Source organism: Sporocytophaga myxococcoides, from assembly GCF_000775915.1.
GTDB lineage: Bacteria > Bacteroidota > Bacteroidia > Cytophagales > Cytophagaceae > Sporocytophaga > Sporocytophaga myxococcoides_A.
Window position 1 is genome coordinate 1 of record NZ_BBLT01000014.1, and the last position, 26057, is coordinate 26057.

At 37.3% G+C, this 26057-nt stretch carries 21 protein-coding genes and 1 pseudogene; 7 read left to right on the forward strand and 15 right to left on the reverse strand.

Annotation, left to right across the window (positions count from 1 at the left end; genetic code table 11):
• Positions 1-200, forward strand: a pseudogene (locus tag MYP_RS26645) (hypothetical protein); the annotation flags it as partial.
• Between the two features lie 294 nt (positions 201-494).
• Here the strand turns inward: MYP_RS26645 and MYP_RS23125 are convergent.
• Positions 495-1145 carry a hypothetical protein gene (locus tag MYP_RS23125; RefSeq protein WP_045469191.1) on the reverse strand — a complete coding sequence of 217 codons (651 nt, stop codon included), beginning with the start codon at positions 1143-1145 and terminating at the stop codon, positions 495-497.
• 265 nt (positions 1146-1410) lie between these two features.
• On the opposite strand from MYP_RS23125, the gene MYP_RS23130 reads away from it, so the two are divergent.
• Positions 1411-1752 (forward strand): hypothetical protein, encoded by a 342-nt coding sequence (locus MYP_RS23130; RefSeq protein ID WP_045469194.1) that lies wholly within the window; start codon positions 1411-1413, stop codon positions 1750-1752.
• Positions 1753-1805: 53 nt separating this feature from the next.
• Here MYP_RS23130 and MYP_RS25545 read toward each other — a convergent pair whose 3' ends face one another.
• From MYP_RS25545 to MYP_RS23160, 6 genes are all read right to left on the reverse strand, one after another.
• On the reverse strand, positions 1806-4433 hold the full coding sequence (locus MYP_RS25545; protein WP_052430458.1) for an STAND family AAA ATPase: 2628 nt from the start codon (positions 4431-4433) through the stop codon (positions 1806-1808).
• A gap of 178 nt (positions 4434-4611) precedes the next feature.
• Positions 4612-5007: a hypothetical protein gene (locus tag MYP_RS23140; RefSeq protein ID WP_045469197.1), complete on the reverse strand. Its 396-nt coding sequence runs from the start codon at positions 5005-5007 to the stop codon at positions 4612-4614.
• Positions 5008-5341: 334 nt separating this feature from the next.
• Positions 5342-5950 carry a hypothetical protein gene (locus MYP_RS23145; RefSeq protein WP_045469200.1) on the reverse strand — a complete coding sequence of 203 codons (609 nt, stop codon included), beginning with the start codon at positions 5948-5950 and terminating at the stop codon, positions 5342-5344.
• Positions 5951-6150: 200 nt separating this feature from the next.
• On the reverse strand, positions 6151-6699 hold the full coding sequence (locus MYP_RS23150) for a hypothetical protein (RefSeq protein WP_052430459.1): 549 nt from the start codon (positions 6697-6699) through the stop codon (positions 6151-6153).
• A 24-nt stretch (positions 6700-6723) separates the two neighbouring features.
• The gene (locus MYP_RS23155) at positions 6724-7794 is read right to left on the reverse strand and encodes a M42 family metallopeptidase (RefSeq protein ID WP_045469203.1); all 1071 of its coding nucleotides are present in this window, start codon (positions 7792-7794) and stop codon (positions 6724-6726) included.
• A 167-nt stretch (positions 7795-7961) separates the two neighbouring features.
• On the reverse strand, positions 7962-9512 hold the full coding sequence (locus MYP_RS23160) for an acyl-CoA carboxylase subunit beta (protein WP_045469206.1): 1551 nt from the start codon (positions 9510-9512) through the stop codon (positions 7962-7964).
• A gap of 234 nt (positions 9513-9746) precedes the next feature.
• Between MYP_RS23160 and MYP_RS23165 the strand changes: the two genes are divergently transcribed.
• The gene (locus tag MYP_RS23165; RefSeq protein ID WP_045469209.1) at positions 9747-10688 is read left to right on the forward strand and encodes a Ppx/GppA phosphatase family protein; all 942 of its coding nucleotides are present in this window, start codon (positions 9747-9749) and stop codon (positions 10686-10688) included.
• Between the two features lie 477 nt (positions 10689-11165).
• On the opposite strand, the gene MYP_RS23170 is transcribed toward MYP_RS23165, so the two are convergent.
• The 5 genes from MYP_RS23170 to MYP_RS23185 all read right to left on the reverse strand — a co-directional run bounded on the left by MYP_RS23170 (position 11166) and on the right by MYP_RS23185 (position 15749).
• Positions 11166-12779, reverse strand: a complete 1614-nt coding sequence (locus MYP_RS23170; RefSeq protein ID WP_052430460.1) for a DUF4139 domain-containing protein — start codon at positions 12777-12779, stop codon at positions 11166-11168.
• Between the two features lie 142 nt (positions 12780-12921).
• On the reverse strand, positions 12922-13185 hold the full coding sequence (locus MYP_RS23175) for a hypothetical protein (protein ID WP_045469213.1): 264 nt from the start codon (positions 13183-13185) through the stop codon (positions 12922-12924).
• 247 nt (positions 13186-13432) lie between these two features.
• Positions 13433-15076: a DUF4139 domain-containing protein gene (locus MYP_RS23180; RefSeq protein WP_052430461.1), complete on the reverse strand. Its 1644-nt coding sequence runs from the start codon at positions 15074-15076 to the stop codon at positions 13433-13435.
• A 308-nt stretch (positions 15077-15384) separates the two neighbouring features.
• Positions 15385-15519: a hypothetical protein gene (locus tag MYP_RS26825; RefSeq protein ID WP_262506814.1), complete on the reverse strand. Its 135-nt coding sequence runs from the start codon at positions 15517-15519 to the stop codon at positions 15385-15387.
• A 50-nt stretch (positions 15520-15569) separates the two neighbouring features.
• A complete protein-coding gene (locus tag MYP_RS23185; RefSeq protein ID WP_045469216.1) occupies positions 15570-15749 on the reverse strand; it encodes a hypothetical protein in 180 nt (59 codons plus the stop codon).
• 106 nt (positions 15750-15855) lie between these two features.
• Here MYP_RS23185 and MYP_RS23190 point away from each other — a divergent pair, with 106 nt between their 5' ends.
• Entirely contained in the window at positions 15856-16920 is a 1065-nt protein-coding gene (locus MYP_RS23190) for an Ldh family oxidoreductase (protein ID WP_045469219.1), read from the forward strand.
• Positions 16921-16998: 78 nt separating this feature from the next.
• Here MYP_RS23190 and MYP_RS23195 read toward each other — a convergent pair whose 3' ends face one another.
• The 3 genes from MYP_RS23195 to hemA all read right to left on the reverse strand — a co-directional run bounded on the left by MYP_RS23195 (position 16999) and on the right by hemA (position 22504).
• Positions 16999-18993 carry a WG repeat-containing protein gene (locus MYP_RS23195; RefSeq protein WP_045469222.1) on the reverse strand — a complete coding sequence of 665 codons (1995 nt, stop codon included), beginning with the start codon at positions 18991-18993 and terminating at the stop codon, positions 16999-17001.
• A 21-nt stretch (positions 18994-19014) separates the two neighbouring features.
• Entirely contained in the window at positions 19015-21147 is a 2133-nt protein-coding gene (locus MYP_RS23200) for a WG repeat-containing protein (protein WP_045469225.1), read from the reverse strand.
• A gap of 70 nt (positions 21148-21217) precedes the next feature.
• On the reverse strand, positions 21218-22504 hold the full coding sequence (hemA, locus tag MYP_RS23205) for a glutamyl-tRNA reductase (RefSeq protein ID WP_045469228.1): 1287 nt from the start codon (positions 22502-22504) through the stop codon (positions 21218-21220).
• A 145-nt stretch (positions 22505-22649) separates the two neighbouring features.
• Here hemA and MYP_RS23210 point away from each other — a divergent pair, with 145 nt between their 5' ends.
• The 3 genes from MYP_RS23210 to atpC all read left to right on the forward strand — a co-directional run bounded on the left by MYP_RS23210 (position 22650) and on the right by atpC (position 25903).
• Entirely contained in the window at positions 22650-23846 is a 1197-nt protein-coding gene (locus tag MYP_RS23210; RefSeq protein WP_045469231.1) for a sensor histidine kinase, read from the forward strand.
• A 214-nt stretch (positions 23847-24060) separates the two neighbouring features.
• Positions 24061-25566: a F0F1 ATP synthase subunit beta gene (atpD, locus tag MYP_RS23215; RefSeq protein ID WP_045469234.1), complete on the forward strand. Its 1506-nt coding sequence runs from the start codon at positions 24061-24063 to the stop codon at positions 25564-25566.
• Positions 25567-25654: 88 nt separating this feature from the next.
• Positions 25655-25903 carry an ATP synthase F1 subunit epsilon gene (gene atpC, locus MYP_RS23220; protein ID WP_045469237.1) on the forward strand — a complete coding sequence of 83 codons (249 nt, stop codon included), beginning with the start codon at positions 25655-25657 and terminating at the stop codon, positions 25901-25903.
• Positions 25904-26057: the final 154 nt, after the last annotated feature.

The following is a 26057-nucleotide window of genomic DNA, read 5'->3' on the forward strand; positions in this document are numbered from 1 at the left end:
CTAAGAAAGTGACCATCCCCACCATCAAGGCACAGATGCCGGAGAAAACTATCATGCCTCTAAATGGAAGAACGATTACTTCCTATGACCCGAAAATCTGTTCCTGTTGCAAAACCAAAACCATGGTCGTTATTGAAATTTTTGACAGACGTGGGCCACCTTTTTTTTTCAATATCAACAAAACTGAAGTAAATATTTAATTGAACTCTCTTGTTCCAGAGCAGTTCCAGCGAAGCTTTGACCAAGGTAAAATAAACAATATCAAATAGACAATAAACTTCTAAGCAAATAATGAAATATCTAAACAACCAGTTTAAAAATGCCTTCATCGTAAGGATAATAACTCCCTAAATATCCTCTCCACTTTTTTATATCTCACTAAAAATAGTCTCATTACCCATAGTGCATTGCCTAACTACCTAAGGTTCCGTGCAACAGCGTTTTCATGCTCGGCACGCTGTGCCGCACGAAAACTTAGTTGTTATAGGGCGTTTTTATTCTGTCCGAAGTGTAGGGCATTCGTCTAAATTTAAAGTTTGTTTGTTTTTGTCGTCACAACCATATTTTAGCATTGCTCTAAGTTTTCCGTTGTCGTCCTTTCCAATTCCAATTCTTATTGCAAACCAGCAGTCATTAGATTTGTCCCAATATTCACAACTACCGTAACCGTCACCTGTTTCGCTGTCTTCGTCAACTTCTGACGCTAAAAAAAACATTGAACCTAAAATTGCTTTTCCCGATTTGGTGTCAACAGTTTTATTGTCTTTGTCTATGAGTTTAAATGTGTATGTCAAATTTGTTAAGTTGTTTCTTGTAACTGTCAGCACATATTTATTAATGTCCTTTGTTGCTTTAAAAGTTGTCTCTTTATTTAAATTAAGGTCTTCCGGAAAATACGTTGTGTCTTTGCCAGTTATAATGTAATTGTCAATGAGTTTTATAGGCTCATTGTAGTCCGCAAGTCCATTTATAAAAGTCTGGTCGTATTGCGATTTGTCTTTGATGTAAATTTCCAAATTAGGTTTGTCAGCCGAAATAGTTTGTAAAGTGTCTCCCAAGTTTTGGTCGGTCGCTTTTTCTGTTGTCTTGTTGTTGCAACCATAAAGTCCAAATGCTAATGTCAATATGTAAATTATTTGTTTCATTGTGTCGTCTTTTAAAATGCCCTATAACGATAGGTGTATGTGGGCGTTGGGCGTTTTAAACGCAGTTCTTATCCCACGAGCACCAAGAAAGATATCGAGAAAGAGTGTGACTTACAAACCGAACCGCCCAATGTCATATACACAATGTTAGCGGAAGAGGCATTATTAACAAGATTTTTTTAACCTATATAACAATACTAAGTTTCAATGGTTAATCAGTTATTGAGCGATAGGTTATTCTATAATCTTTACTAGCTATATTTTTATGAAAGACGAATTGATAAGCACATTAATTCCAGATCATTATATTATTGGTATAATTAACAATGATCTGTCCAATAAAAAAATTATAGTAATCAAAAATGAAGCAAAAGGAGATTTACTTGATGTTGCTAAAGAAAAATGTGTCGAAACAAACTATTTAATAGTCACACAGAAAGAAGCCTTGGAAAAAGGTCTTATAAATATACAACCTTACTCCAAAGCTCTAAAAGTAACTCCATACTATAGTGACAACATTGATTTGGACAGAAAACCATTATCAGGAAAAGAACAACGAAGGCTAAAACGGAAAAATGATCGTAAAGCCAAAAAAAACATCAGATAGTAACTCCTGACGTTTCTCCCCTTTGTATACAACTAATCTCTTAGAAATTTTTATTATTTTTCTTTATCTGAATCTCGAGTAGGTAGAGATTTGTTAGAAATTTTTACAATTTCGTGTAAGCCTGGTTTTTTAGAACCAAATTCGTGTTTAGCATAACACATTTTTATTAAGTAAGAGATTTCATTAAGTTCATCCGAGTTAGCAAAATCAAAAGCATATCTTCCTCGAAGAGAGTTTAAAATATCAAACAGATAAAATGAGTTTTTATGTAAACACACAATATAATCTTCAATTTTAGCTTTCCACCCTCGAGGTCTGGTAAAAACAAATAATAGAGCTAATTGATGTTTAATATTTTGATCTGTTTCATTTGTGAAGTGATCAAAAAGCAAAGGACCTATCTTACTTGAAAAAATATCGTTCTTAAAGAATCCTACAACATTAGTCAAATTAGCTTGTATTATCCCATTAATCCTTTCTTCAAAAGTTGCTCCAAAACCATCTTCTAAATAAAACCCTTGACCTTCAAATTTTGCTTCCCCTTTTTGAGCCAATATTGGACTTAGAGCTAATAAAACCTTTGAAATTTGATTCCATCCTCGCAAAATTTCTTTTAAAATATCTTTCTTTATTTCTGGTGAAACATAATCACTGTTTCTTAATGCTCTTGAAGAAGCACGAATATTTTGCATTAAATTAAGCAAGGAGTATTCTTCTAAGAAAGATTGAATATTTTGATTGTATGGTCTTATTTGGTTATAATTTTTGTCTGCATGTTGATCTTTTACTGAATCAGGTAAACCTGAGTTAATAACATTTTCACTTAACTCATCTTGCACTTTCAGAATCTGCTCTTCAGTAGGTTTCCATTTAATTAAACCAAATGGATTCATATTTTCTGGGAGAGCAACTTTTGCATTTACAATTTCGCAAGTATTTTGTATGTCATTTTTTAATATTTCAAGTGCATCAGAACGGCTTCTATCAATACCTGTATAAAATTCTATAATTTCAGGGCAAGAGATATACTTTTTAGATTTAAATATATAATCATTAAAATCTTTATCATTATGCATTCTTTTGGCTGCAAAATAAAAAATCCAGTATGAAGATCTGAAGACATAGTCAAGATCAATTTTTGTGATTATTTGATTAGCAGCTAAAACATCAAAAACAACATCTATTTCTAAATCAATTAATTTCTCTTTACAAAAAGAATTAAGCTCATCAATAAATGATTGTCGTTGAAATGAATACCTTTCATTCCTTATTAATTTTTCACAAAACCTACCCAAAACGTATTCACAATCTTTTAAGTCGGGCTTTGTTTTATAGGTTGGAATCCCATCCATGTTAAACAAGACAAAAAGTACCATTTCAAGCATTTGAGTCCTATTAACTGGACTTTGATCAAAATATTTTTCTGATACTTTTAGAAGAGTCAAACAATTAAATGGAGTTCTATGAATATTTAGAACTTCTAAATCGTCGATAACTTTAGAGAGCAAAGCTTCTTCTGCGGCAATATCTTTAGCTTTATTATATTCTGATACAACTTTTCTTATTTGAGTTCTTGGCAATGCCAACAAGTGAAGAACATCAAAACTTTTATCAATTTTAATTTCACTATTATCAATTAAAAACTTTGAGTTATCAATCGTTTGCATAACAATAATCGGAATCTCTTTATATTCTTCACAAACATTTTTAAGTTTTTTAAAAGAATCAATTTCATAATTGTTCCAAGAATCTATTACTATACATTTAATATCTTCAAGTTTTAGACCGATTGACTCTGCTTCTTGTATAACCTTTTTATGAATATTATGTGGTTTAACGAATTGAGAATCGATATAAACCCAAAAATCACCAATCTCCCATGCTTCTTTAACAAGGTAGTGGGCTAAACATGTTAACCCAAATTGCGGAGGAGCCTTTATAATTGTAGATGAAGGATTTGAAATAATTTTTTTTACATCAATCCTTCTTTTAAAATTTTCATCAGCATTGTTTGAAATTTCATTTGTATTACTTATAACTGGATCAACCCAAATTATCGGTTGTGAGTCAAAAATACACAAAGCGCGATCCAATCTTTCTTTAAGTTTTAATCTGATAGTTTCCTTTAGTATTTCACTTTGGTTATTAATAGCATCAGACTTGCTTGCTTTCAAAAAATAATCACTTAATTGTCTTCTTAGAACTGTTTCAAAATTTTGGGGACCATTGTAGTTCCAGTAATACCCACCTAGATTTGCCACTTTCTTTTTAAAAGAGTTTACCTTTAAAAGTTCATCAGGATTTATTTCACTAAGTTTAGAAGCTTCATCATTAAAGTAAAACATAATTTCTATGTTTTCTTTTTTCAACAATCTATTATAAGCATTATTAAACTCTTCCTCAGTTCCTGAACCTGCCATTTTAGTTTCAGTACCAAACTTCTTATACATAATTCCAATGAAAATATCATAATCATCTCCAAGTTGTTCACTTATCACAGCTTGACTATAATCGCCAAAAGCTGGTCTAGTGTTATATTCCCACATCCTCTTTTCAATAACAAATCCAAATTTTTCACCAATTCCATCATTCAATTCATTGAAAACTTTCAAGCAGGTTTCACGCTCTATGGCTGTATCTCCAGGTGATGCTACTAAACATTTATAAATCTTTTTATTCATTGTAATTATTTATTGTAGATTTGTATTTTTCCTTTTCCGCTAACGTTTTGCCGCTTTGCGAAGGCGGGGATTTTTAGAACTAAATTTCATTAGATGCAAAAAACTTGAATTAACCACTTCACTTTCATAGAAGCACGAAACCCCCGCTTTTGCAAAACGGCTGTTAGCACCAGTAGTTCTATTTTCCACTAAGTCGTGCATTAATTTTGTCTGCATACTTTGGTATTTCTTTGTCTAAGTATTCACTCCCTTTATCTGTCAAGCTTATTGATAGAATTTCATTACACGGATACCAGTAGAATGGATTGTTGAGCAATTCGTCAATTTCTCCTTTGTCAATTGTCGCAATTTTCTCTTCCAATTTAAAGTCCTTGTATTTTTCAAGAATTACCAAGTCGTCTTGTAAAATTTCAGTTAAAACAAGTCTTGCAATTTTATACTTGTCTTCAATAGTCAGGTTGAAACGTCCCAGCTCCCAGATCAAATCGTAAATGCCTGGATTACCTTCTTCAGCATTCAGAAGAAAAACCAGTTTCTCAATTTTCAAGTCGATATCTTCAAATCTTGTCGTCATTACTATTGGTGCTAACGTTAAGTATATAAAATGTGCCGGGTTTAGAATTGCTTAACTATCCACCGAGATGCCCCCGCACGCTATTAAAAATAATAAAAAAGTGCAGGACTTAGAAGCACTACTCTCGACTTCCACACATCAGCCAGGCATATTTTATATACCGCTCAATACCTCTCTATTGCCTTTGAAATACCGCAGGGTTGTTTACTGGCAGCTCCTATAAATCTCCAGTAAAGAGCCTTCCTTCATCTTTTATTTAACATTGAAAAGCTTTATTTAATGCCGCTTTTCATTCTCGGCATACCTTCAACCAGGGAGGTTCAGCTCTACAGGATTACGTCAGCCCTACTTTTGGCAATACCTTTTTAGCAGAATATTTTCTCTTTATGAATATCGTTAGTTGTATTGGAACTAAGAATTTATGGGTTGGTGTAACTGCAGTAAAAGTCCATTTATGTTGATGTATTACTGTTGGTATTTCATTAGAGTGTCCAATCCAAATGCCTTCAATTGTCTTACTGTTTATGATGGATAGTTCAAATGAACCGAAATAGTCAAGTTTGCTATCTATACTGCTCCAATGACCAATAATCCTTCTATCTATTACTTCCCCAAACATGTAGTACTTCTCATGACCATTTTTCGCATAGAACTCTCCATAGCAATATTTATTCAGTTGTTTCAATGTTACGAGACTTTGCCTGTCAGACACTTTCTTATAACGCCTGTTGTTTTCTATGTACCAATTTTGCTTATAGACACCTGAAAACTTATTCGTTTTATTTCTGAAAATGCTTCTGAAAGAAAGCCAATAAAAGTTTTTTACAAACCATTTTCCTAAATTCAAGTCTAAAAGAATTTTTAATATAATACCTAATAGAAAAGGAATAATAGGAAGATAAAAATTTATGTCTGTAAGCTTGTTAAGAAGTTGCTCTCTCATTATTTGGGTCTAAAATTTCTGCTAACATTTGAATACACGCCATACGGTGTATATCTCTCTCTTTTACCACTAATAAAAAAAACTTTATCCATTCTAAAAATCCCACCCACTCATACGACCAACCAACCCACTTAGTTTCAAAAATTTACAACGAACAAATTATCTTGAATATCCCAAAAGTTTCACCATACAAAAATCCCTCACCCCATCACCTCCTCCTTCTTCCTCTTCTTATACAAATGCCACCACACCCCTATCAGCATGCCTGCGATGCCGCCCATGTAGCTGAAGTTATGCATGATTTCTACAGCTTTAAAAGATACAGGATCAGAGATGCCTTCTGGTAAGGAAGAAATATGATGCGTTGAATAGATGCCGGTTAACAGTCCTGTAAGGCCGGAGAAAAAGGCAATGATCATGGTCACAAAATAAGCCTGCAAGGTATGCCTGAACATATCCTTCTGGTCTTTATGCATAAAACCTGCACATCCAAGTATGATACCTAACAGTACTCCTACTTTCCATGTATTCTGGAAGCCAATAATAGCGGCCCCGATACGCTCGTTGCCAGGTTTTGTCCAGTTGGAAAGATCTGCTCCGAAAAACTGAGGGAATCGGAACTTAAGAAAAAATTCGGGAGAGACTGTATAAGAAATCTGATCATGCATGGCACCGTAAAGTCCGGCAGCCACAGGGGCTATCATCAATAAAAACACCAGAACCAGAGGTTTCATATAGTATTTATCCATACAGTCTCTCCTTTTAAATTTTTATTATTTTATATATCTGAAATCATGACCGGTAGGTAGCTGAAGCAGGAATTCATACATTAGATTGATTACATTTTCAACATCCTGTTTTGATACCATTTCTACAGTGGTATGCATATACTTCAATGGCAATGATATCAATGCAGAACAAACACCGCTGTTGGAATAAGCGAATGCATCCGTATCAGTACCGGTAGCTCTATAGGCAGAAGCACGCTGAAAAGGAATTCCTTTTTCTTCTGCAGTTTTGATGATCATGGAAAGAAGATTGTTCTGCACAGCAGGACCATAAGTAAGCACAGGCCCTTTACCACATGACAAATCTCCGCTTTGAATTTTATTATAGGCTGGAGACTGAGTATCATGACACACATCTGTGACAATCGCTACATCAGGATTAATTCTGTGCGCGATCATCTCTGCACCACGCAAACCTATTTCTTCCTGAACCGCATTAACAACATAAAGAGAATAAGGAAGCTGATTGCCATTCTCCTTAATTCTTCTTGCAACTTCCGCAATCATGTAACCACCGATTCTGTTATCTAATGCTCTTCCAGCATAGAATTTATTATTCAGCTCAATGAAGTCATCTTCAAAAGTTGCCACACAACCAACGTGCACACCCAATGCCTCTACCTCTTCTTTAGACTCACAGCCCAGATCAAGGAAAAGACTTTTCATTGTCGGTGGTTTGTCATTTTCATTGTCCCTCACGTGAATGGCAGGCCATCCGAACACGCCCTTCACCACACCCTTAGAGGTATGAATATTAACCCTCTTCGATGGAGCAATGGCATGATCCGAGCCTCCGTTTTTTCTCAGATAGATGTATCCATCCTTTGTGATGTAATTTACAAACCAGGAGATCTCATCTGCATGCGCCTCTATCACTACTTTATAAGGAGCCCCAGGATTTATAACTCCAACTACCGTTCCATAGGTATCTGTAAAATATTCATGGATAAACGGCTTGATGTAATCCAGCCAAAGCTGCTGCCCCGTCCATTCGAAACCTGTGGGAGAAGCATTGTTAAGGTACTTCTCTAAAAATGTCCTGCTCTCTTGATTCATAATTTTATGTCTATAGTTACTCTTATGTCTTTTAAAGGTTTAACCGAAATTAATCGTTTTTAAAAATGAGTTTTGTTAATCAATTCTTTAGAGTTTACCTTAAGGTAACTGATTATATTGATTAACAGGATTTTTTCAACGGCCAATAATTTTTAAAGGTTTAACATTTACAAAGGAATATTTCCGTGTTTTTTCTTTGGTCTTGCTACTGCCTTATTTTTAAGCATTTCAAAACCTGAAATCAGTTTTTTCCTGGTTTCCTCAGGCATGATCACTTCATCGATATACCCTCTGCTTGCAGCCAGATAAGGGTTGGCAAACTTATCGGTGTATTCATCTATTTTCTCCTGCAGCTTGGCTTCAGGATTCTTAGCAGTTGCTATTTCTCTTTTAAATATAATTTCAGCCGCACCTTTAGCACCCATTACCGCTATCTCTGCAGTAGGCCATGCATAATTCAGATCAGCGCCGATGTGTTTAGAATTCATCACATCATAAGCTCCTCCGTATGCTTTTCTCGTAATGACTGTAATTCTTGGAACTGTTGCTTCCGAAAAGGCATACAGCAATTTTGCTCCATTGGTAATAATCGCATTCCACTCCTGCTGTGTTCCCGGTAGGAATCCCGGAACATCTTCCAGCACCAGCAGAGGTATGTTAAAGCAATCACAGAAGCGGACAAACCGAGCAGCTTTGGTACTTGAATTAATATCCAGTACACCGGCCAGCACGGAAGGCTGATTTCCTACGATACCAATACTTCTGCCTGCCAGTCTTGCAAAACCTACCACAATGTTTTCCGCAAAATTCTTATGCACCTCAAAGAAAGATTCTTCATCCACGATATGACCGATGACATCTCTCATATCGTAAGGCTGATTGGGATTATCAGGAATGATTGAATTTAACGAAGGGCGGAATTCATTACCCGGAGTGTATGCATAAGCAGGTGCATCTTCATCACAATTCTGAGGAATATAGCTCAGCAAGGTCTTGATGTAGTCTAAACATTCTATTTCATTGGCGCATGCAAAATGTGTCACCCCGCTCTTCACGCTATGTGCCGAAGCGCCTCCAAGCTCTTCGGCAGTAACATTCTCATGAGTTACGGTTTTCACTACGTTCGGACCAGTCACAAACATGTAGGAGGTATTCTCCACCATCATGATAAAATCTGTAATCGCAGGAGAATACACCGCTCCACCGGCACAAGGTCCCATAATTGCAGAGATCTGTGGTACCAGTCCGGAAGCCAGGGTGTTTTTATAAAAGATATCTGCATAACCTGCCAATGAAACCACCCCCTCCTGAATTCTCGCACCTCCAGAATCGTTCAGTCCGATCAAAGGGGCTCCGTTTTTCATGGCCAGGTCCATGACCTTACAAATCTTTTCTGCATGTGTTTCTGACAAAGAACCTCCGAAAACAGTAAAATCCTGACTGAACACATACACGAGCCTTCCATTTACCTTCCCAAACCCGGTAACCACACCATCGCCCAGGTACTGCTCATTTTCCAGACCAAACTCACGGCTTCTGTGCGTCACAAACTTTCCGGTTTCTTCGAAACTTCCTTCATCCAGCAGCAATCCGATTCTTTCTCTGGCAGTCAGTTTTCCTTTGGCATGCTGAGCATCGTTGCGCTCTTTGCCCCCACCTTTTATAGCATCCTGATTTTTCTTCTCAAGAAGTTCAAATTTTTCTTTGGTCGTTTTCATTTAGCTCTAAAGATAAACTTAGAATTTAAAATAAATTCTGAATCCCTGAAAATATCAAATTTCTTCTTCCTTTGGGAGAAAGCAATCAAATTTCCACAAACACCCTGATATTCAAAAAGGTAAAATCATTACTTAAACATTTTTTAAAATCGGGGCTTAGTTATATCGGTAATTTTCATTTTCTATCCCCCAAAAACACGGGTAATTGCTTATCTTGTCAGGATATTTTTATATATGGCACCTAGAAAAATTGCGGTTATTGACCTGGGAACAAACACCTTCCATCTTCTGATTATCGAGACGGAATCGGATAATTATAAAGTTCTGTTTAAGAAAAAAACATCTGTAAAAATCGGACAGGGAGGAATAACTAAAGGCATGATCAGTCCGGAAGCCTGTGAAAGGGCGTTTGCTACGCTTTCCGAATTCAGGGATAAAATGGATGAGTTGGGGGTAAATGAAATATTTGCCACTGGCACCAGTGCAGTAAGAAATGCCAAAAACGGTGAAGACTTTATCAGAGAAATCAAAAACAGATTCAACATTTCTGTCCATGTCATCTCCGGTGAACGTGAAGCGGAGTTGATTTACCATGGAGTTAAAAATGCCCTTAATCTTGGCACGGAAAAAAGCCTGATCATGGATATCGGAGGTGGTAGCGTAGAATTTATTATTTGTAATTCGGATAAAATTTTCTGGAAAGAAAGCTTTGAAATCGGAGCTCAAAGAATGCTGGACCTTTTCACTCCTTCAGATCCCATTCAACATGACCAAATAAATCAGGTTGTAAATTATCTGGATGAAAAATTACCTGCCCTTACTGCTGCCGTCCGGAATTTTCAACCTGACCTGCTCGTAGGGTCTTCCGGAACCTTTGATACACTTGCTGACATAGATGCTCTCAGAAAAGGAATTTCATTAAACGATAAGCAAAAGGAATACAATTTACCTCTTGATAGCTTCAGACAAACCTTCCAGGAGGTTCTGAAGAAAAACAGAGCTGAACGTATGATCATCCCGGGTATGATCGAAATGCGGGTTGATATGATAGTAGTGACCTGTATTCTCATAAACTATATAGTTGAGAAATATCAGCTTGAAAAAATCCGGGTTTCGGCTTATGCTCTGAAAGAAGGTGTGCTGGCCAAAGCGATCAAGTATGAATCCATAAGTTGATATAAAATCCGGATTATGCTCAATTCAATGAAGAGCATAATAAAACACTGGTCGCATTAACAACATTAACTCACACGCAATCTCTTGAAACGACAAGAAGCAGCGTTTTTTTTATGCGGAAAGCTGTAAGTAATGTACGCTGACAAAAATGAGAGGATTAATTATTTAGTACCCATATCAAAGCCAATAGCTAACCTTCAGCTGAAGGGTTAGGGCATTTTAGAGAATCCTTGCTGTATCATGTTGAGCTTGCGAAACATCTGAGCTTTCCAAAAGAATGTAGTTTAACTATCTTGCAAATTTCTGATTGAAGCGGCAATGCATTTTTGTAACTATCAGATCCTTCGCAGGGCTTAGGATCACAAAGTAGGAGAATGATCTATCCACTACCAGATATTAGCTAATTCTAAAAAAAAGAGGTCAGAAAATTATCTGACCTCTTTTTTTATCAAAACAGATACTTTTTATCAAAAGCTACTACAACCCGCCTACCGTCTTGTTCTTCGGATACTTCACCGAATATTTAAACAACAGCTTCTTTGTCTCTCCGGCCCCCAGGTTTAATTTCCACTGAAGCTTACCATTGTCCTTGTTATAGGCAGCTCCTCCTGTATCTATCGTCTCTACTTCTATCTGGCTGTTTTGAGAAACAGGGATCTGATCTTCCACAAGAATTTCAATGCCTTCTTTTTTTGTATTCCTCACTTCAATTTCAAAAGCATATTCTTCTTTTTTATTTGAGCCTATGAAATTTTTCTTCGTAAAGTCTTTTAGCTTATTTCTTTTAACAACAACTTTCTTATCTCTTCCAAGAGAAAGTGATAGCGTATCATTAGTATTGTTCACATCGATGAAAGACTCGCCAACAAAGGTTCCTTCAAAGAAGATGTTGGCATTGCCTGATAATAAATTCAGCTCATCCCAATCCGTTACATGACCTACCAAAAACGCATCCTGATCTATCTTGGGGACAGCAGTATACTGATAACTTGCTTTTACTTCATGACTTTTGATATCCACCAGCTGAGGAGTATTTCCTGTTGGAATGGTATAAGGCAAGGCAATATCAAATTCTACAGATGTTTCATTTTCAACAACCGTAGTGAAAGCGCTTACAGACATTGCGGGAGCGGGAGTACCTGCAGCATCTTCATTTTCATATGACATTGTTTTGGCTTCTTTTTTATAGCTGTCTCCATCACTCCGAAATCTTGGAGATCTCACTACCGGCTTAGGTTCATAAAAATTAAGATACCAGGGATACAACTCCGGCTTGTTTCCGCCAAGAGTAGGATTGGAAGTAGAAAGTTTAATCCTAACCTTATTCCAGTCCAGGCCAGTATTCTGATAGACCTGAGCTTTATAGTTCAGCTGCACTGGCCCTTTAGTATCTTTCACTCTGATATCATACAATGGATACCATCCTGCATCTGCTGCGATATACTGCAGTTCTAGCTGAGCAGCACCTCCGGATTTAGATGAAATCGAAATCGTAACTTTGCTTGTATTCTTATTTCTTTCATTAAAAAGAATATTGAATTGCCTTTGAAACCTGTCAGCTTTTTCCTGAATCACTCTCAGTTTCTCGTCATTATCAATTACCTCAATTTTAATTTCTTCAAGCCTCTCTCTGAAAAAATCTGCCACATCCTCCAATTGATCAGCAGTAACAGTTTGCTCCCCTTTTATATTCTGATTGGCAAGGATCATTTGCTCTTCCTTGGCATACACATCATTCAGGCTTTTCAGTTTTCTTACCTCTTTCTGATAAAAGCGGATCGAATCTTCCAGAACGATCATTTCTTTGGTTTTCTTCTGAGGATCTACAAAGTTCAGTTCATGCTTCACTGCCATGATCACAAAATCACCTTTTCCCGAAACCTGAATGCTTTGTTTGTCAATACCGGCAGGTAGCCCGTCTATCATGAGCTCATTAGAACCGGGATCTAACTGAGTATTTATTGAGCTCGTCACCTGTGCTTTATTAAGGAATACTGTAACCTGTTTTATTTCGGCTTTCAGGTTTTTCTTATCCTCCGCAAAAGCCTGAAACTGTAAAAAAATGCAGGCAGCTATAAGAAGTTTTTTCATATTAATCTGTTATTACTATCTAATATTTTTTTTGAAAATCGGCAATAGAATTTAATTCTTATGACCTCACCCTAAATCCCTCTCCTGAAGGCGAGGGACTTTGATGCACTTGTTAAAATTTATTTCAATGTATAAGCTACATTTAGTATTTCTGTAAACTGTTTTCTTCTCCTTCAGACAGAACAAGGTCAACATAAAGAATCTTTCCTTTATTAAGTTCATCTGAGGTCTTGGAAGTCCATGAGGCTGGAATAACCAATATCCTGTTAATCCTTAAATCCTGTAAATCCTGATTCAGACTTTCCCATAATCCTGAAGGGATTGAATATTTATAGATAGCTGGGCATTGCCTTGATGCGCCCCCTACAGGGTCGTATTTTAATCCTCTACTCTTATCTATAAACATTTGACCTCTTCGAGGTCAGGACTTTCCTAAGGCTTTCATAACTTTACCTCACTGATAAAAATCTTGCCCCTCCCTCCAACTTGAAGAATCTTTACGTTGTTACGTTGATGGCTGTGTCACGAAGGAGCGAGACTTTGATGCCCTTGTTAAAATCTTTTTCAATATATAAACCACTTATTTTCTTTCTGTAAACTGTCCCCTTCACCTTCAGGAGAAGGATTAGGGATGAGGTCAAATATCTTCCCCTTTACAAACCGGAAACTATTTTATTTTTAGGATATTTCAATGAATATTTAAATAAAACTTTTTTTGCTTCTCCGGCCCCGATATTCATCTTCCAATGAAGCTTCCCGCTGACTTTATCAAAAGATGCTCCTCCTCCATCGATCAGCGCCACCTCGATCTGATTGTTTTGAGAAACAGGAATCTGGTCTTCAACTACAATATTGATGCTCTCTTTTTTGGTATTTCTAACTTCTATTTCAAAAGCGTGTTCTTCTTTTTTATTTAACCCGATAAAATTCTTCTTAGTAAACTCTTTTAGCTTATTCCTCTTTACAACCACTTTACCATCTCTGCCCAATGAAAGCTCTAATGTATCACTAGTGTTTTGCGCATCTATAAATGATTCGCCTACAAAAGTACCCTCAAAGAATATGTTCGCATTTCCTGAAAGCAGATTAAGATTTTCCCAGTCCGTCACATGCGCAATGAGAAATGCATCCTGATCAAGCTTTGGAATAGAGATATTTTCATAAGCTGCTTTTACTTCATGGCTTTGAATGTCTACCAACTGGGGGTTATTTCCGGAAAGAACTGTATAAGGAAGAGCGATGTCAAATTCTACTGATACTGTATTTTCTACGACTTCAGTAAAATCACTGACTACAAATGAACCTGTATTCAGAAGATTCTTTTTTATAAGTGAGCCATATATATAGGCTGAATCTGCTGCTATTCTCTCTTCAAGCGCCTCTTCCTCTTTGGCTACTTCAGGTTCTAAAAATTCGGCCATACTAACAACCGGAGGCTCAATATAGAAATCAAGATACCAGGGATTCAACTCGGGCTTGGTTAACCCCAATGTTGGGTTTGAAGTGGAAAGTTTGAGTTTCACATTATTCCAATCCAGGCCGGTATTCTGATAAACATGAGCTTTATAATTCAGCTGCACAGGGCCTTTCACATCTTTAACTCTAATATCATACAAAGGAGTCCAGCCGGCATCATTTACAATATACAGAAGCTCTAGCTGAACATTCCCCGAAGATTTAGCAGAAACGGTAATGGTGATTTTGCTGGTATTCTTATTCTTTTCATTAAACAGATCATTTAATTGCTGCTGAAAGCGCGACACTTTATCATTAAGCTCTTTTAATTTATCCTCATTATCTATCAGAGTAAAACGAATCTCCTCCAGTCTTTCTCTATAAAAATCAGCCACATCCTCAATATCATCTGCCGTAAGCGTTTGTTTTTCACCCTTTATTACCATATTGGCCAGAATCATTTGTTCTTCTTTTAACAGTACATCATTAAGGCTTTTGGCCTTCTTTGCCTGCACCCTGTAAAAGCGAACCGAATCTTCCAGTGCAATCATTTCAGCACTTTTCTTCTGGGGATCAATATAATTTAAGTCATGTTTCACAGACATAATCACAAAATCTCCTTTACCGGAAAGCTGAATGCTGTGCTTATCAATCCCCGCAGGCAATCCATCCACAACAAGCTCATTGTTTCCTTTTTCCAATCTTGCGTGAAGTAAATTAGTCACCTGTGCTTTGTTCAAAAAAACAGTCACTTGTTTGATCTCCGCTTTAAGATGCTTTGGATCTTCTGCGAAGACCTGAAACTGTACAAGTAGTAAAATAAAAATATAAATTCGTTTCATAATTGTTATTGAGGCATTTAGTATTTCAAACAAGATATTTTCAGCTAAAAGTTAAAAGTTAAATGTAAAGCCATTCAAAAGTTTTTTACAAAAAGCAATTGACGTAAGCCAAAGATACAAACCATTCAACGCTTTTAAGCATCCTGTTAGTGCAGCTTTAAAATTTTAAGATTAGGTATTTAATTCTCCATGCACAAAAAGAAATCTTAAGAGCCATTATGCAACATACTACTCACTAAAGATCTCCCCTAAATTCCTCTCAGGCTTTAGCCTCCGCCCATATTGCTTAAGCTTCTGGCATTACTGCTTTAGCCCGGAGCCTCCAGGCTTAAGCCTGACTGTTCCGGGCTTAAGCCTGGAGCTTCCAGAAACCTCCTTATACTTCCGGGAACGCTCCTGGCTCCTCCAGGAGTACTTCTGAAGGAGTCAGGTGGCTGCTGCAAGTTCCAGACTTAAGCAAATATTCATGAAGCTTAAACCTAAAAATTCCAGGCTAAAGCCTCAGACCTCCAGGCTTAAGCCTGAGCGCGTCAGGCTTACTTCCGGAAGTTCCAGAAGTACTTTTGAAAGATCCAGGCGTACTCCCGGGACTTCCGAACCCAGGTTCGAGAAAGTTTGGGGCCTTAATCTCAAGTCCTTTTGCATAGCTGGAAAGGGCCAGAAAGGTCACCATCGACAAAAAACATTTATTTGAGATACACACTACATACCTTATCCTATAAAATTTTTTATAGAATCTTTTCTATTAATTTGATAGTTTTGCGGACAAATTCAGCATTATGTACGCCTACCATCAATTACTTTCCTTTACTGAAAATATTCTTAAAAAAATAGGATGCCCAGAGGCTGATGCCCAACTCGGAGCTAAGGTTTTATTATCCGCCGACCTCAGAGGCGTTGATTCTCACGGAGTAGCAAGACTTTCCGGATATGTAAGACTCTGGGAGGCAGGAAGGATAAATGCAAACCCTAAACTTAAGATAGTACATGAAACACCATCCACAGCTGTTGTAGATGGTGACAAAGGATTAGGCCTTGTAATTGCTCCACAAGCTATGCAGATAGCAATGGAGAAAGCAGAAAAAGCGGGAACAGGCTGGGTTTCAGTTAAAAACTCAAACCATTTTGGCATAGCCGGCTATCATGCTATGATGGGCTTGGAAAAAGATATGATTGGTATTGCAATGACGAATGCCAGTCCGCTCGTAGCGCCTACATTCTCTTTAGAGAGATTACTGGGAACCAACCCCATAGCTGTTTCCATACCTGCTGACAAGCAACCTCCTTTTGTAGCTGACTTTGCTACTACAACTGCTGCTAATGGTAAACTTGAAATACTTCAGAGAAAAAATCTTGAAGCCCCATACGGTTGGATCCAGAATAGAGAAGGAGCACAAAGTACCAACCCCCATGAATTAAAAGACGGGGGGGCACTATTACCACTGGGCGGTGACAGAGAACACGGCAGTCACAAAGGATATTGCCTTGGCGCAATAGTTGATATTTTTTCAGCAGTATTTTCCGGAGCCAACTACGGACCATGGGTTCCTCCATTCGTTAGTTTCCTTGCTCCACCTGCAGATCCTGTCGGGGAAGGCATCGGACATTTCTTCGGAGCAATGCGCATAGACGCCTGGAGACCAAAAGAAGAATTTAAATCACACATGGATAACTGGATCACAAGATTCAGATCAGCCAAAGCAATAGAAGGAGAAAAAGTACTTATTCCCGGAGACCCCGAAAGAGATATGGAAGCAGAAAGAATGGAAAAGGGAATTCCGTTACTAGCGCCTGTAGAAAAGGATTTAAAAGAGTTAGGGGCAAGGTTTGGAGTGGAACTTTAATAAAGTTGAAAGTTTAAAGTTGAAAGTTAAAAGTTCAAAGCTAAAAAAACTTTAAGCTTTTAACTTTCAACTTTTAACTCATTTCACTTGCATCACTTCCAGCTTGCCCTTCTTTCCTGCAAAAAAATTGCCTGTAACAGAATCATATATCACTACATCATTCTCTATGGGCAATATGATATTTTCATTATAGTCTAATACCCCCCAAAGACCGTCTTTCTTCACTTTTATCTTGTTTTCTCCAAGTTCTTCTATCATGTCGTACTTAGGCGCAAGAGCCTCCTCACCATTCCTATCTGCAAGGCCTAACTTATTGTCTTTGTAAAGTAAATAACGTTCATACTTAGTAGACACAATCTTATCGAAAGGTACACTATGCAGAGGCTTCCCTTCTTTGTTTATAAGATTCCATTTGCTGCCTTCTTTAACAATTGCAGAACCGTTTTTAAAATCACTGACAGATTCGTAATATGGTTGAGCTTTCAGCACTTCTTTATTATCCAATACGCCCCATTTATCTCTTATCACCACTGGCACCATCCCCTCGGAACAATCTCTTGCCTGGGCATATTGAGGAGAAATCCACATATTACCTTCACCATCAATAAATCCAAATTTCTTATTTACCACAACACGAAACAACCCGTCTTTAAAGGGGTATATTTTTTCAAACTTATAAGTAAGAGGGACAGTGAAACGATTGCTCATATTCAGGATACCCCATTTACGACTTAAAGAAACAGGAATATATCCATTGGGGGAAGGAGGAAGTACAGCATCGTACCTTACCGGAATCACTTCTTTTCCTGATGTATTAATGATACCATATTTACCAGCTTTAGAAACGATCCAATGCTCATTGCTTATCTTCTCAAAAGTGTCATAGCTGTTTTTGGGAACAATCCAGCTCGCTTTCTGAGCTGCATCCACTCTGAAAATTCCCTTTTTATAGAAAGAGAAATCCTCTGGTTCAACAATGGTCTCACCATTCCTGCTCAGCAACATCTTCTGATTGGATACTGTTGTTACCTCAAGCATCCCTTCGGGAGAAACAGATACGTCTCTGTATTTACAGGGTATTACCAAATCACCTGTTTCATCAGCATACCCCCACAGCGTCTTTTTTCTTACCGCACAAAGATTTTCGGAAGCAAAGCCTGCTTCATCAAAATCGTGCTTGCCAAGCAATTTGCCTTCATGGTCGTAAAGCTGGTATCTGTAACCATCCCGGATCTTTTTGCCGGCAATGATAAATGCAGCTTCAACAATGATCTTATCAAATGTAAACGGGAGTACTTCCTTTCCAGTAATACTCACAGCGCCCCACTTATCTTTTTGGGCTGGTGCTACACTTCCTTTGAAAGGTCCGATTTCATCGTAAACAGGATCCGTCAGAAGGCTTCCATCCAAAGCAACGAGTCCATAACTTCCGATAAGAGAATAGATAAAAGTATTTCCGGATGCGGGTTTCAGAGAGTCAAATTCAAAACTTGCCATCACTTTATTTTTCGCATCTTTAATCTGCCAGCTGTTTATTCTGTGGACTCTGAAGTTTTTCCCGTCAAGATATTGAATGTAGTTATAGCTGAAATTAACAGCCTGATTGCCGTTACCTTCTATAATCCCCCATTTACCCTTGTACTGAACGATGATCCTTCCTTTATGGGAAAATCTGTAATTGTTATACAGACAATCAGTGATCTTCTTTCCGTCCTTCTTTAAAAATCCCCACAACCCCTGATCATTCTTTACTGGAATGATGTTCCTTGACATATCTCCGATTTCTTTATATTGGATAGGAATTACCTCTTTCCCCTTTTTATTAATAAGACCTGCTTTACCAAATATCCCGACATTTGCCAGCCCTTGTCTAAAAGGTTTATAGACAGTATCATATTTATGATCCACTACCAGCTTACCATCTTCATCCACAAAGCCAAAGCGCGTACCTTCAGGTAACTTCTTTTTTACAACAGCAAGTCCCTCGCTATAGGTCAGAGAAGTCTTCTCCTGTGCATTCGAAAAGGAAAAAGAAAGACAACAGATCAGTATAATAAAAACTCTTATTGGCATTTAGTAAGGAAATAATCAGGTTTATTTTTTATCTGTAGTAAGTTCTAAAGATGTATTCTCTTCCGGCTTCGGTTGCAGAAAGTAAATATTATTAATCTTATCGTATGATACGTCTTCATATTCGAGAGGAATAATGAAGTTACCCGCTTCATCAATAAATCCTGCTTTACCATCTTTCCTCACTTTGATAATTCCATTTTCATAATCTATCAGCTGATCATACCTGGGAACGATCAACTCCTTTCCGTTGACTTCAACCAAACCTGCCTTCCCATTCTTAAAGACCTTATATCTGCCTTTGCCGCAAACATCAATTTCATTGTAGACGTTCCCGTTTATATCTTTTCCTGTCGAGTCTATAAACTTCCATTTATCGGCCCCGGTTGAAACTCTTGCTACTCCTCTCCTCATAGGACGAACCTGAGGATAATAAGGCTGAACAGCTATGTTTTCATTTTTATCTACAAACCCCCATTTCCCCAACAACACAACAGCAGCATAACCATCTGAAAAATTCTGATATTTAGGATATTTTGGAGCAACTTTTATATTTCCATTTAAATCTATAAAACCATACAGCCCTTTTTTCTTAAATGCAGCATGACCATTCTCGAAAGGTTGTATATCTGTTACGTCATCTTTAAAACTGAACACAAATACTCCGTCACCATCTATGAGTCCGACATTTTTTCCCTTTCTTAAAAAGAAAAGTTCAAGAGTATCAGAAACTGCAGCCAGTGAATCATAAATTGGCTCTGAGATTTCTTTCCCTTTGCTGTTGATTAACCCAATCTGGCCTTTATAGTTTTTTACTTTTATAAATCCATTTGCCAATTTTTCATAGGAAGCATACTTATATCGGTTAAGATTACAAATACTTTTTCTTTCGATCTTACCACTACTATCCTGTTCTTCATTTGCTTCAAGCAGGCCTATATTAAACAGGTCGAGGTCGCCCTGACAAATTATCCACTGCCTTTCTGAATCAATAGCGCCCATTTCAAGCTTCCCGTCCGTTATTGTACCTGCTTCAAATAAACCTTCTCTTTTATATCCAATTGAATCATATTCAAATGGAATAATAGTGTTGCTATTCACATCAACTACTCCCCATTTATGGTCTTTATCTTTTAAAGCAAAAGCAATACAATCAAGCACATGAACAGCCTTTTCATTTCGGAATATCACTTGCCTGCTCTCTTTATTAAAAACAGATTCTCCTTCCCTTGAATAAAGCTTTAAAAGAGATGGGCACATTGTTTTCTCAATACTGTCAAATATTGACGGCAGGATTACTTTTCCCGTGCTATCAACCAATCCGAAATATTTTTCTTTCTTAACTATAAAATGACCTGGTTCCAGAATCTGGATGTCTGTATATACAGGTGGAGCTAGAATCTGACTACCCTTTAAAACCCCTACATATTCATTCCTAAAAAATCTATTGAAGCCAGGTTGAAAAGACTGGAGACTATCTGCATGAATTGTAAACAAATCTTTCCCACTTCCTACTATTTTCCAGATCGGATATTTTTTTGCATCAATTCCGGAATCTTTGATAATTATCTTCTTGTATTGAAAGGGCAAAAGCAATTTACCATTCAGATCAAAAACTCCTTGCTCCGCTTCAACATTGGTTCCCGAAACAAGATTTCCATCTATTTTGAAATCCGTAAGCTTTGCTACATTTAATCGAATTCCCGCCGCATTATAAAAATCAAAATAACCGCCCAGGTTACAAGAAAATACTGCTTTTGAAATACGTACAATGGAGTCATACTTAAGGGGCGCAACTACTTTTCCGTTCTCATCAATCACTCCCATTAAGGTTTTAGAGTCTTTATAATTGCCGACTATGGCACAACCGTTTTGAAAGTGCTCAACCAAAACATGATATTCAGGAGCAATAACAAATTTTCCTTTTCTGTCTACAAAACCAATTTGCTCAGCATCTCCCGGCGACACCACTTTTACAGGTGTAAAATCATTATATAGGTTAAGGATAGTTTCTTTCGGAAGGACAAACTGACCTTTCTTATTACTTTCAAGCTTTTCTTTCTTTACAGTAATTAATGAGTCCCTCCCACCTGCCAGGACCAATGCCTGAGAGATCAAGGAAAATAGCAGAAATAAAAATGATTTATTTAGATTCATCCAGGGCAAAACTATAAAAAAAGCAGGGAAGTTTTCCCTGCTTTAGTTTTTAAACGAATATTTTAAACCCTTAGTTCTTGTCTTTTATTCTAAGCTCTTCCGGTTGCTGCTCTAAGTTAAAGAGATCATTCAGAACATCCATGAGTGTTTCAGCTTCCCCTCTTTTGCATGCAGCTTTTAACTGGAGTACAGGCAGCTTAATTATTTTTTGCATCAGACTTTTGGTAATCATGTCTACCTTTTTGCTCTCTTCGTCATTCAGCTGCTTCAAATACCTTGACATTTCTTCCTGACGAATCTGTTCTAATGCATTTTTTAATTTATTGATGGTCGGAGAAACCACCATTTCCTTAGCCCAGTCATTAAAGTCCAAAATACTTTCCGAAATAATTTCTCTTACCATCGGAATAGCATTGACTCTTTTATCCAGAGCTTCATTAGCTCTGTTTTTGATATGATCTATATTATATACCAATACTCCGGGAATTTCTTCAACCTTACTCTCTACGCTTCTTGGTACTGATATATCAATAAAGTATTTATAAGATAAAATATTCAGCTTCGCTACTTCCTCTTTCGTAAACAAAGGTTCATCTCTGAAAACAGAAGAAATAATTACATCAGCTTCTTTTGCTGCTTCCCAAAGATTTTCAAATGGGATAACCTTAACTCCGCATTCCTTAGCCAGTTCTTCTGCTTTAGAATAAGTACGGTTGGTGATTGTGATATTTTTAAGTCCGGTCCCTGAGAAATTCCTGCATACATCTGCCCCCATTTCACCCAATCCAACGATCAGCACTTTAGGTTCAGCCAGTTCTATTGCCAATTCTTCAGCAAGTTCCACAGTAGCATAACTTACTGAAGCAGCACCATCTCTGAAAGGCGTAACCTGAACAACTTTTTTATTGGTAAAGAAAATGGTATGCATTAGTCTGTGTAAAAACGGACCAACTACTCCCATGTCTGCCGCCCACTGGTAAGCATGTTTTACCTGGTTAGTAATCTGCATATCTCCTACAACCTGAGACTCCAGACCAATACTCACATTAAACAGGTGGAGGACAGCTTCAGAATGATCTTCTATAATCTGGAAATAATTGTAATACTTTTCTCCATCGGTAATTCCTTTCTGAAGAAAAGCCAGTTTTACAATCTCCTTGCTGAAGTCTGAATTGGAAGAATAATAAATTTCAGTCCTGTTACAGGTAGAAAGGATTAATATTTCGGAAGCGTCAGTGAACTCTTTTAGGCTCAGCATCAGTTTCTTACATAAATCCTCGTTTAAAGAGAGCAACTCTCTGACTTCCAGGGGAGCCGTTTTATAGGATAAACTAACCGCTTTAAAATTACTAATCATTCCTTTTGTACTGTGGGATTGCAAAAATAACCTTTAAATTTCTAAATACGAAAGCTAATGTAAGAAAAAGGATATTTTAATTGTAGTAATATAAGACAGAGCAAAAATGTTCCTGTTTCTTTTAGGAAAAAAGTATTTTTGAAAAATGGAATTTACTCAGTTAAGAACACTTGACATATATCAGAACAGATCAAAATTCAAACTGATTATATTAATCATTGCCGTAGTAATTGGCACAGTATCAATTTATTACACCCAGAGTTTGGTTAACAAACTGGCAGAAAGGGAGAAAAAATTGATTGATCTTTATGCCAAGGGACTTAAAACGGCCATAAGTCCGGAGAATAGCGGAGGATTAACCTTTCTCTTTCAGGAAATCATTGAAGCTAATAATTCCGTTCCTGTAATTCTGACGGATGAAAATAAATTACCTATTAGTGAGAAAAATTTATTTATTCCAGATGGCCTTTCGGAAGCTGAAAGAATCGATTTCATGAAGAAAGAAATTTCGGAAATGGAAAAGGAACATGAGCCAATTGTTGTAGAATTCGGCCCTGGACTTAAAAATTACATATTCTACAAAAACTCCTATCTATTAACTCAATTAGTTTATTATCCATTCATTCAACTTACAGTAATTGCAATATTTGCAATAATTGCCTATTTGGCATTTAGCTATTCCAGGAACGCAGAACAAAACCGAGTTTGGGTAGGCTTAGCTAAGGAAACTGCTCATCAGCTTGGCACACCTTTATCCAGCTTGATGGCATGGCTGGAGTTATTAAAAAGCAACCCCAAATATGAGGGTGAAGAAGCTCTTATAGAGCTGGATAAAGATATAGTTCGCCTGGAAATGATTACTGCAAGATTTTCCAATATAGGCTCCGTCCCTACTTTGTCCGATGAAAATGTGTATCAGGCGGTAAAATTAAATATTGACTATCTCAAATCCAGAATTTCAAGTAAAGTCACATTCTCTATCATTTCAGATGTAGAAGTATCTGCGACAGCAAAAATCAATAAACCGCTATTTGAATGGGTTATTGAGAATATTTGTAAAAATGCTACCGATGCAATGAATGGAATCGGCAGGATCGACATCAGAATATTAAGAATGAATGATGGAAAAATCGCCATTGATATTTCAGATACCGGAAAAGGTATTCCAAGATCAAAAGCTCAGGAAATTTTTAAACCTGGATATACTACTAAAAAACGAGGGTGGGGCCTTGGGTTAACCCTTGTGAAAAGGATTGTAGAAAATTACCATAACGGGAAAATATTTGTACTTTTTTCAGAATTAGGGAAAGGAACTACATTCAGAATCATACTTAACTCCTGATTTACAAATATTTCTTAAATATTAAACATTTCCTGTCCATCAATACTTCTAATAACTGGAAAAAGAACACTATAACTACAGTTATCTATAAAATTCGAAAGAACTACTGATGTTATGGATAAATAAAATAATGCTCATTTTGGAATGATTAAATAAACCAGTAGTTTTGCACTCGCAAATTTAACCATACTTTACTTTAACAGCTTAAATTATAATGGCAAATATCGGTAAAATAACACAGGTAATTGGACCTGTGGTAGATGTGAGCTTTGAGGGGCCTAATACAAAACTTCCAAAGATATTGGATGCCCTTGAAGTTAAAAAACTGAATGGCCAGGTAGTTGTACTTGAATGTCAGCAGCACCTGGGAGAAGACAGGGTAAGAACCATCTCTATGGAGAGTACAGACGGCTTACAGAGAGGAATGGAAGTTATAGACAAAGGTGCTCCTATCCAAATGCCTGTTGGTGAAGACATAAAAGGAAGACTTTTCAACGTAGTTGGTGAAGCTATCGATGGTATCCCTCAGCCAAAAGGAGACAGAACCCTTCCAATTCACAGACATGCTCCTAAATTTGAAGATCTTTCTACATCTACTGAAGTTTTATTTACCGGTATTAAAGTAATTGACCTTATCGAGCCATATGCCAAAGGAGGTAAAATCGGTTTGTTTGGTGGTGCTGGAGTAGGTAAAACCGTTTTGATCCAGGAGCTTATCAATAATATAGCTAAAGCTTATTCTGGTCTTTCAGTGTTTGCTGGTGTTGGAGAGAGAACAAGAGAAGGGAATGACCTTCTTCGTGAGATGATTGAAGCTGGTATCGTTAACTATGGTGACGAATTTAAGCATAGCATGGAACATGGTGGATGGGATCTTGCTGCTGTTAGCACTGAAAAACTAAAAGATTCTAAAGCTACATTCGTTTTCGGTCAGATGAACGAGCCTCCTGGAGCACGTGCAAGAGTTGCTCTGTCAGGTCTTACTGTAGCTGAATATTTCCGTGATGGCGATGGACAAGGACAAGGTAAAGACATCCTTTTCTTCATCGACAACATCTTCCGTTTCACTCAGGCAGGTTCTGAGGTATCCGCTCTTCTTGGCCGTATGCCATCAGCTGTGGGTTATCAGCCAACGCTTGCAACAGAAATGGGTGCAATGCAGGAAAGAATTACTTCTACCAAAAGAGGATCTATCACATCTGTACAGGCGGTTTACGTTCCTGCAGATGACTTGACTGACCCTGCTCCGGCAACAACCTTCGCTCACCTTGACGCTACTACCGTATTGTCAAGAAAAATTTCCGAGCTTGGAATTTACCCTGCAGTTGACCCTCTTGATTCTACTTCAAGAATTCTTACAAGAGACATTCTTGGTGATGCTCACTATAACTGTGCTCAAAGGGTAAAAGAAATACTTCAGAGATACAAAGAACTTCAGGATATTATCGCCATCCTTGGTATGGACGAGCTTTCTGACGAAGATAAACAAGTGGTTCACAGAGCTAGAAGGGTGCAAAGATTCTTGTCTCAGCCATTCCACGTTGCGGAGCAATTTACTGGTCTTAAAGGTGTCCTTGTAGATATTAAAGATACTATCAAAGGATTTAATGAAATTATGGATGGTAAATATGATCACCTTCCTGAATCTGCATTCAACCTTGTTGGTAGCATAGAACAGGCAGTTGCTAAAGGAGAGAAACTTCTTGCAGAAGCAAAATAATTAATGAGGAATCAGGAATGCTGATCTAACGGCATTCCTCTTTTCTTTCTAAATCCTCATTAAAATTTCACTATAAAACATTAGAATGATGTTTCTAGAAATCATAACTCCTGATGAAAAGGTATTCAGCGGCGAAGTTGTCGCAGTGAACCTTCCCGGAACTGAAGGACCATTTGAAGTACTCAATAACCACGCAGCAATCATCAGCACACTGGACAAAGGAAATGTTAAAATTTCCGAAGGCCATAACCAGGTAAAAAACCTAGTAATTGATGGTGGAATAGTGGAAGTACTTAACAATAAAGTCATTGTACTTGCCGAAGCTGTAATCGGCTAAACAATAAATAAAATACAAAAAAAGGCAGACTCTAAACGAGCCTGCCTTTTTCATTTCTGGCATTTTTAACATACAACTATATTTGTACCCTCGCCGTAGACTTCTACTGGACATTTTTAAGCCCTTCTAATAAGTATTTCTTTTACAAAGAACT

Excerpts from the sequence above, each read along its gene's own strand:
- MYP_RS23130 (WP_045469194.1), top strand. The coding sequence starts at position 1,411 with ATGAAAGACGAATTGATAAGCACATTAATTCCAGATCATTATATTATT.
- MYP_RS23210 (WP_045469231.1), top strand. The coding sequence starts at position 22,650 with ATGGAATTTACTCAGTTAAGAACACTTGACATATATCAGAACAGATCA.
- MYP_RS23170 (WP_052430460.1), bottom strand. The coding sequence starts at position 12,779 with ATGAAAAAACTTCTTATAGCTGCCTGCATTTTTTTACAGTTTCAGGCT.
- atpD (WP_045469234.1), top strand. The coding sequence starts at position 24,061 with ATGGCAAATATCGGTAAAATAACACAGGTAATTGGACCTGTGGTAGAT.
- MYP_RS23125 (WP_045469191.1), bottom strand. The coding sequence starts at position 1,145 with ATGAAACAAATAATTTACATATTGACATTAGCATTTGGACTTTATGGT.
- MYP_RS23165 (WP_045469209.1), top strand. The coding sequence starts at position 9,747 with ATGGCACCTAGAAAAATTGCGGTTATTGACCTGGGAACAAACACCTTC.
- MYP_RS23195 (WP_045469222.1), bottom strand. The coding sequence starts at position 18,993 with ATGCCAATAAGAGTTTTTATTATACTGATCTGTTGTCTTTCTTTTTCC.
- atpC (WP_045469237.1), top strand. The coding sequence starts at position 25,655 with ATGTTTCTAGAAATCATAACTCCTGATGAAAAGGTATTCAGCGGCGAA.
- MYP_RS23175 (WP_045469213.1), bottom strand. The coding sequence starts at position 13,185 with ATGTTTATAGATAAGAGTAGAGGATTAAAATACGACCCTGTAGGGGGC.
- MYP_RS23180 (WP_052430461.1), bottom strand. The coding sequence starts at position 15,076 with ATGAAACGAATTTATATTTTTATTTTACTACTTGTACAGTTTCAGGTC.
- MYP_RS23200 (WP_045469225.1), bottom strand. The coding sequence starts at position 21,147 with ATGAATCTAAATAAATCATTTTTATTTCTGCTATTTTCCTTGATCTCT.
- MYP_RS23185 (WP_045469216.1), bottom strand. The coding sequence starts at position 15,749 with ATGGTGACCTTTCTGGCCCTTTCCAGCTATGCAAAAGGACTTGAGATT.
- MYP_RS23145 (WP_045469200.1), bottom strand. The coding sequence starts at position 5,950 with ATGAGAGAGCAACTTCTTAACAAGCTTACAGACATAAATTTTTATCTT.
- MYP_RS25545 (WP_052430458.1), bottom strand. The coding sequence starts at position 4,433 with ATGAATAAAAAGATTTATAAATGTTTAGTAGCATCACCTGGAGATACA.
- MYP_RS23155 (WP_045469203.1), bottom strand. The coding sequence starts at position 7,794 with ATGAATCAAGAGAGCAGGACATTTTTAGAGAAGTACCTTAACAATGCT.
- MYP_RS23190 (WP_045469219.1), top strand. The coding sequence starts at position 15,856 with ATGTACGCCTACCATCAATTACTTTCCTTTACTGAAAATATTCTTAAA.
- MYP_RS23140 (WP_045469197.1), bottom strand. The coding sequence starts at position 5,007 with ATGACGACAAGATTTGAAGATATCGACTTGAAAATTGAGAAACTGGTT.
- MYP_RS23160 (WP_045469206.1), bottom strand. The coding sequence starts at position 9,512 with ATGAAAACGACCAAAGAAAAATTTGAACTTCTTGAGAAGAAAAATCAG.
- hemA (WP_045469228.1), bottom strand. The coding sequence starts at position 22,504 with ATGATTAGTAATTTTAAAGCGGTTAGTTTATCCTATAAAACGGCTCCC.
- MYP_RS23150 (WP_052430459.1), bottom strand. The coding sequence starts at position 6,699 with ATGGATAAATACTATATGAAACCTCTGGTTCTGGTGTTTTTATTGATG.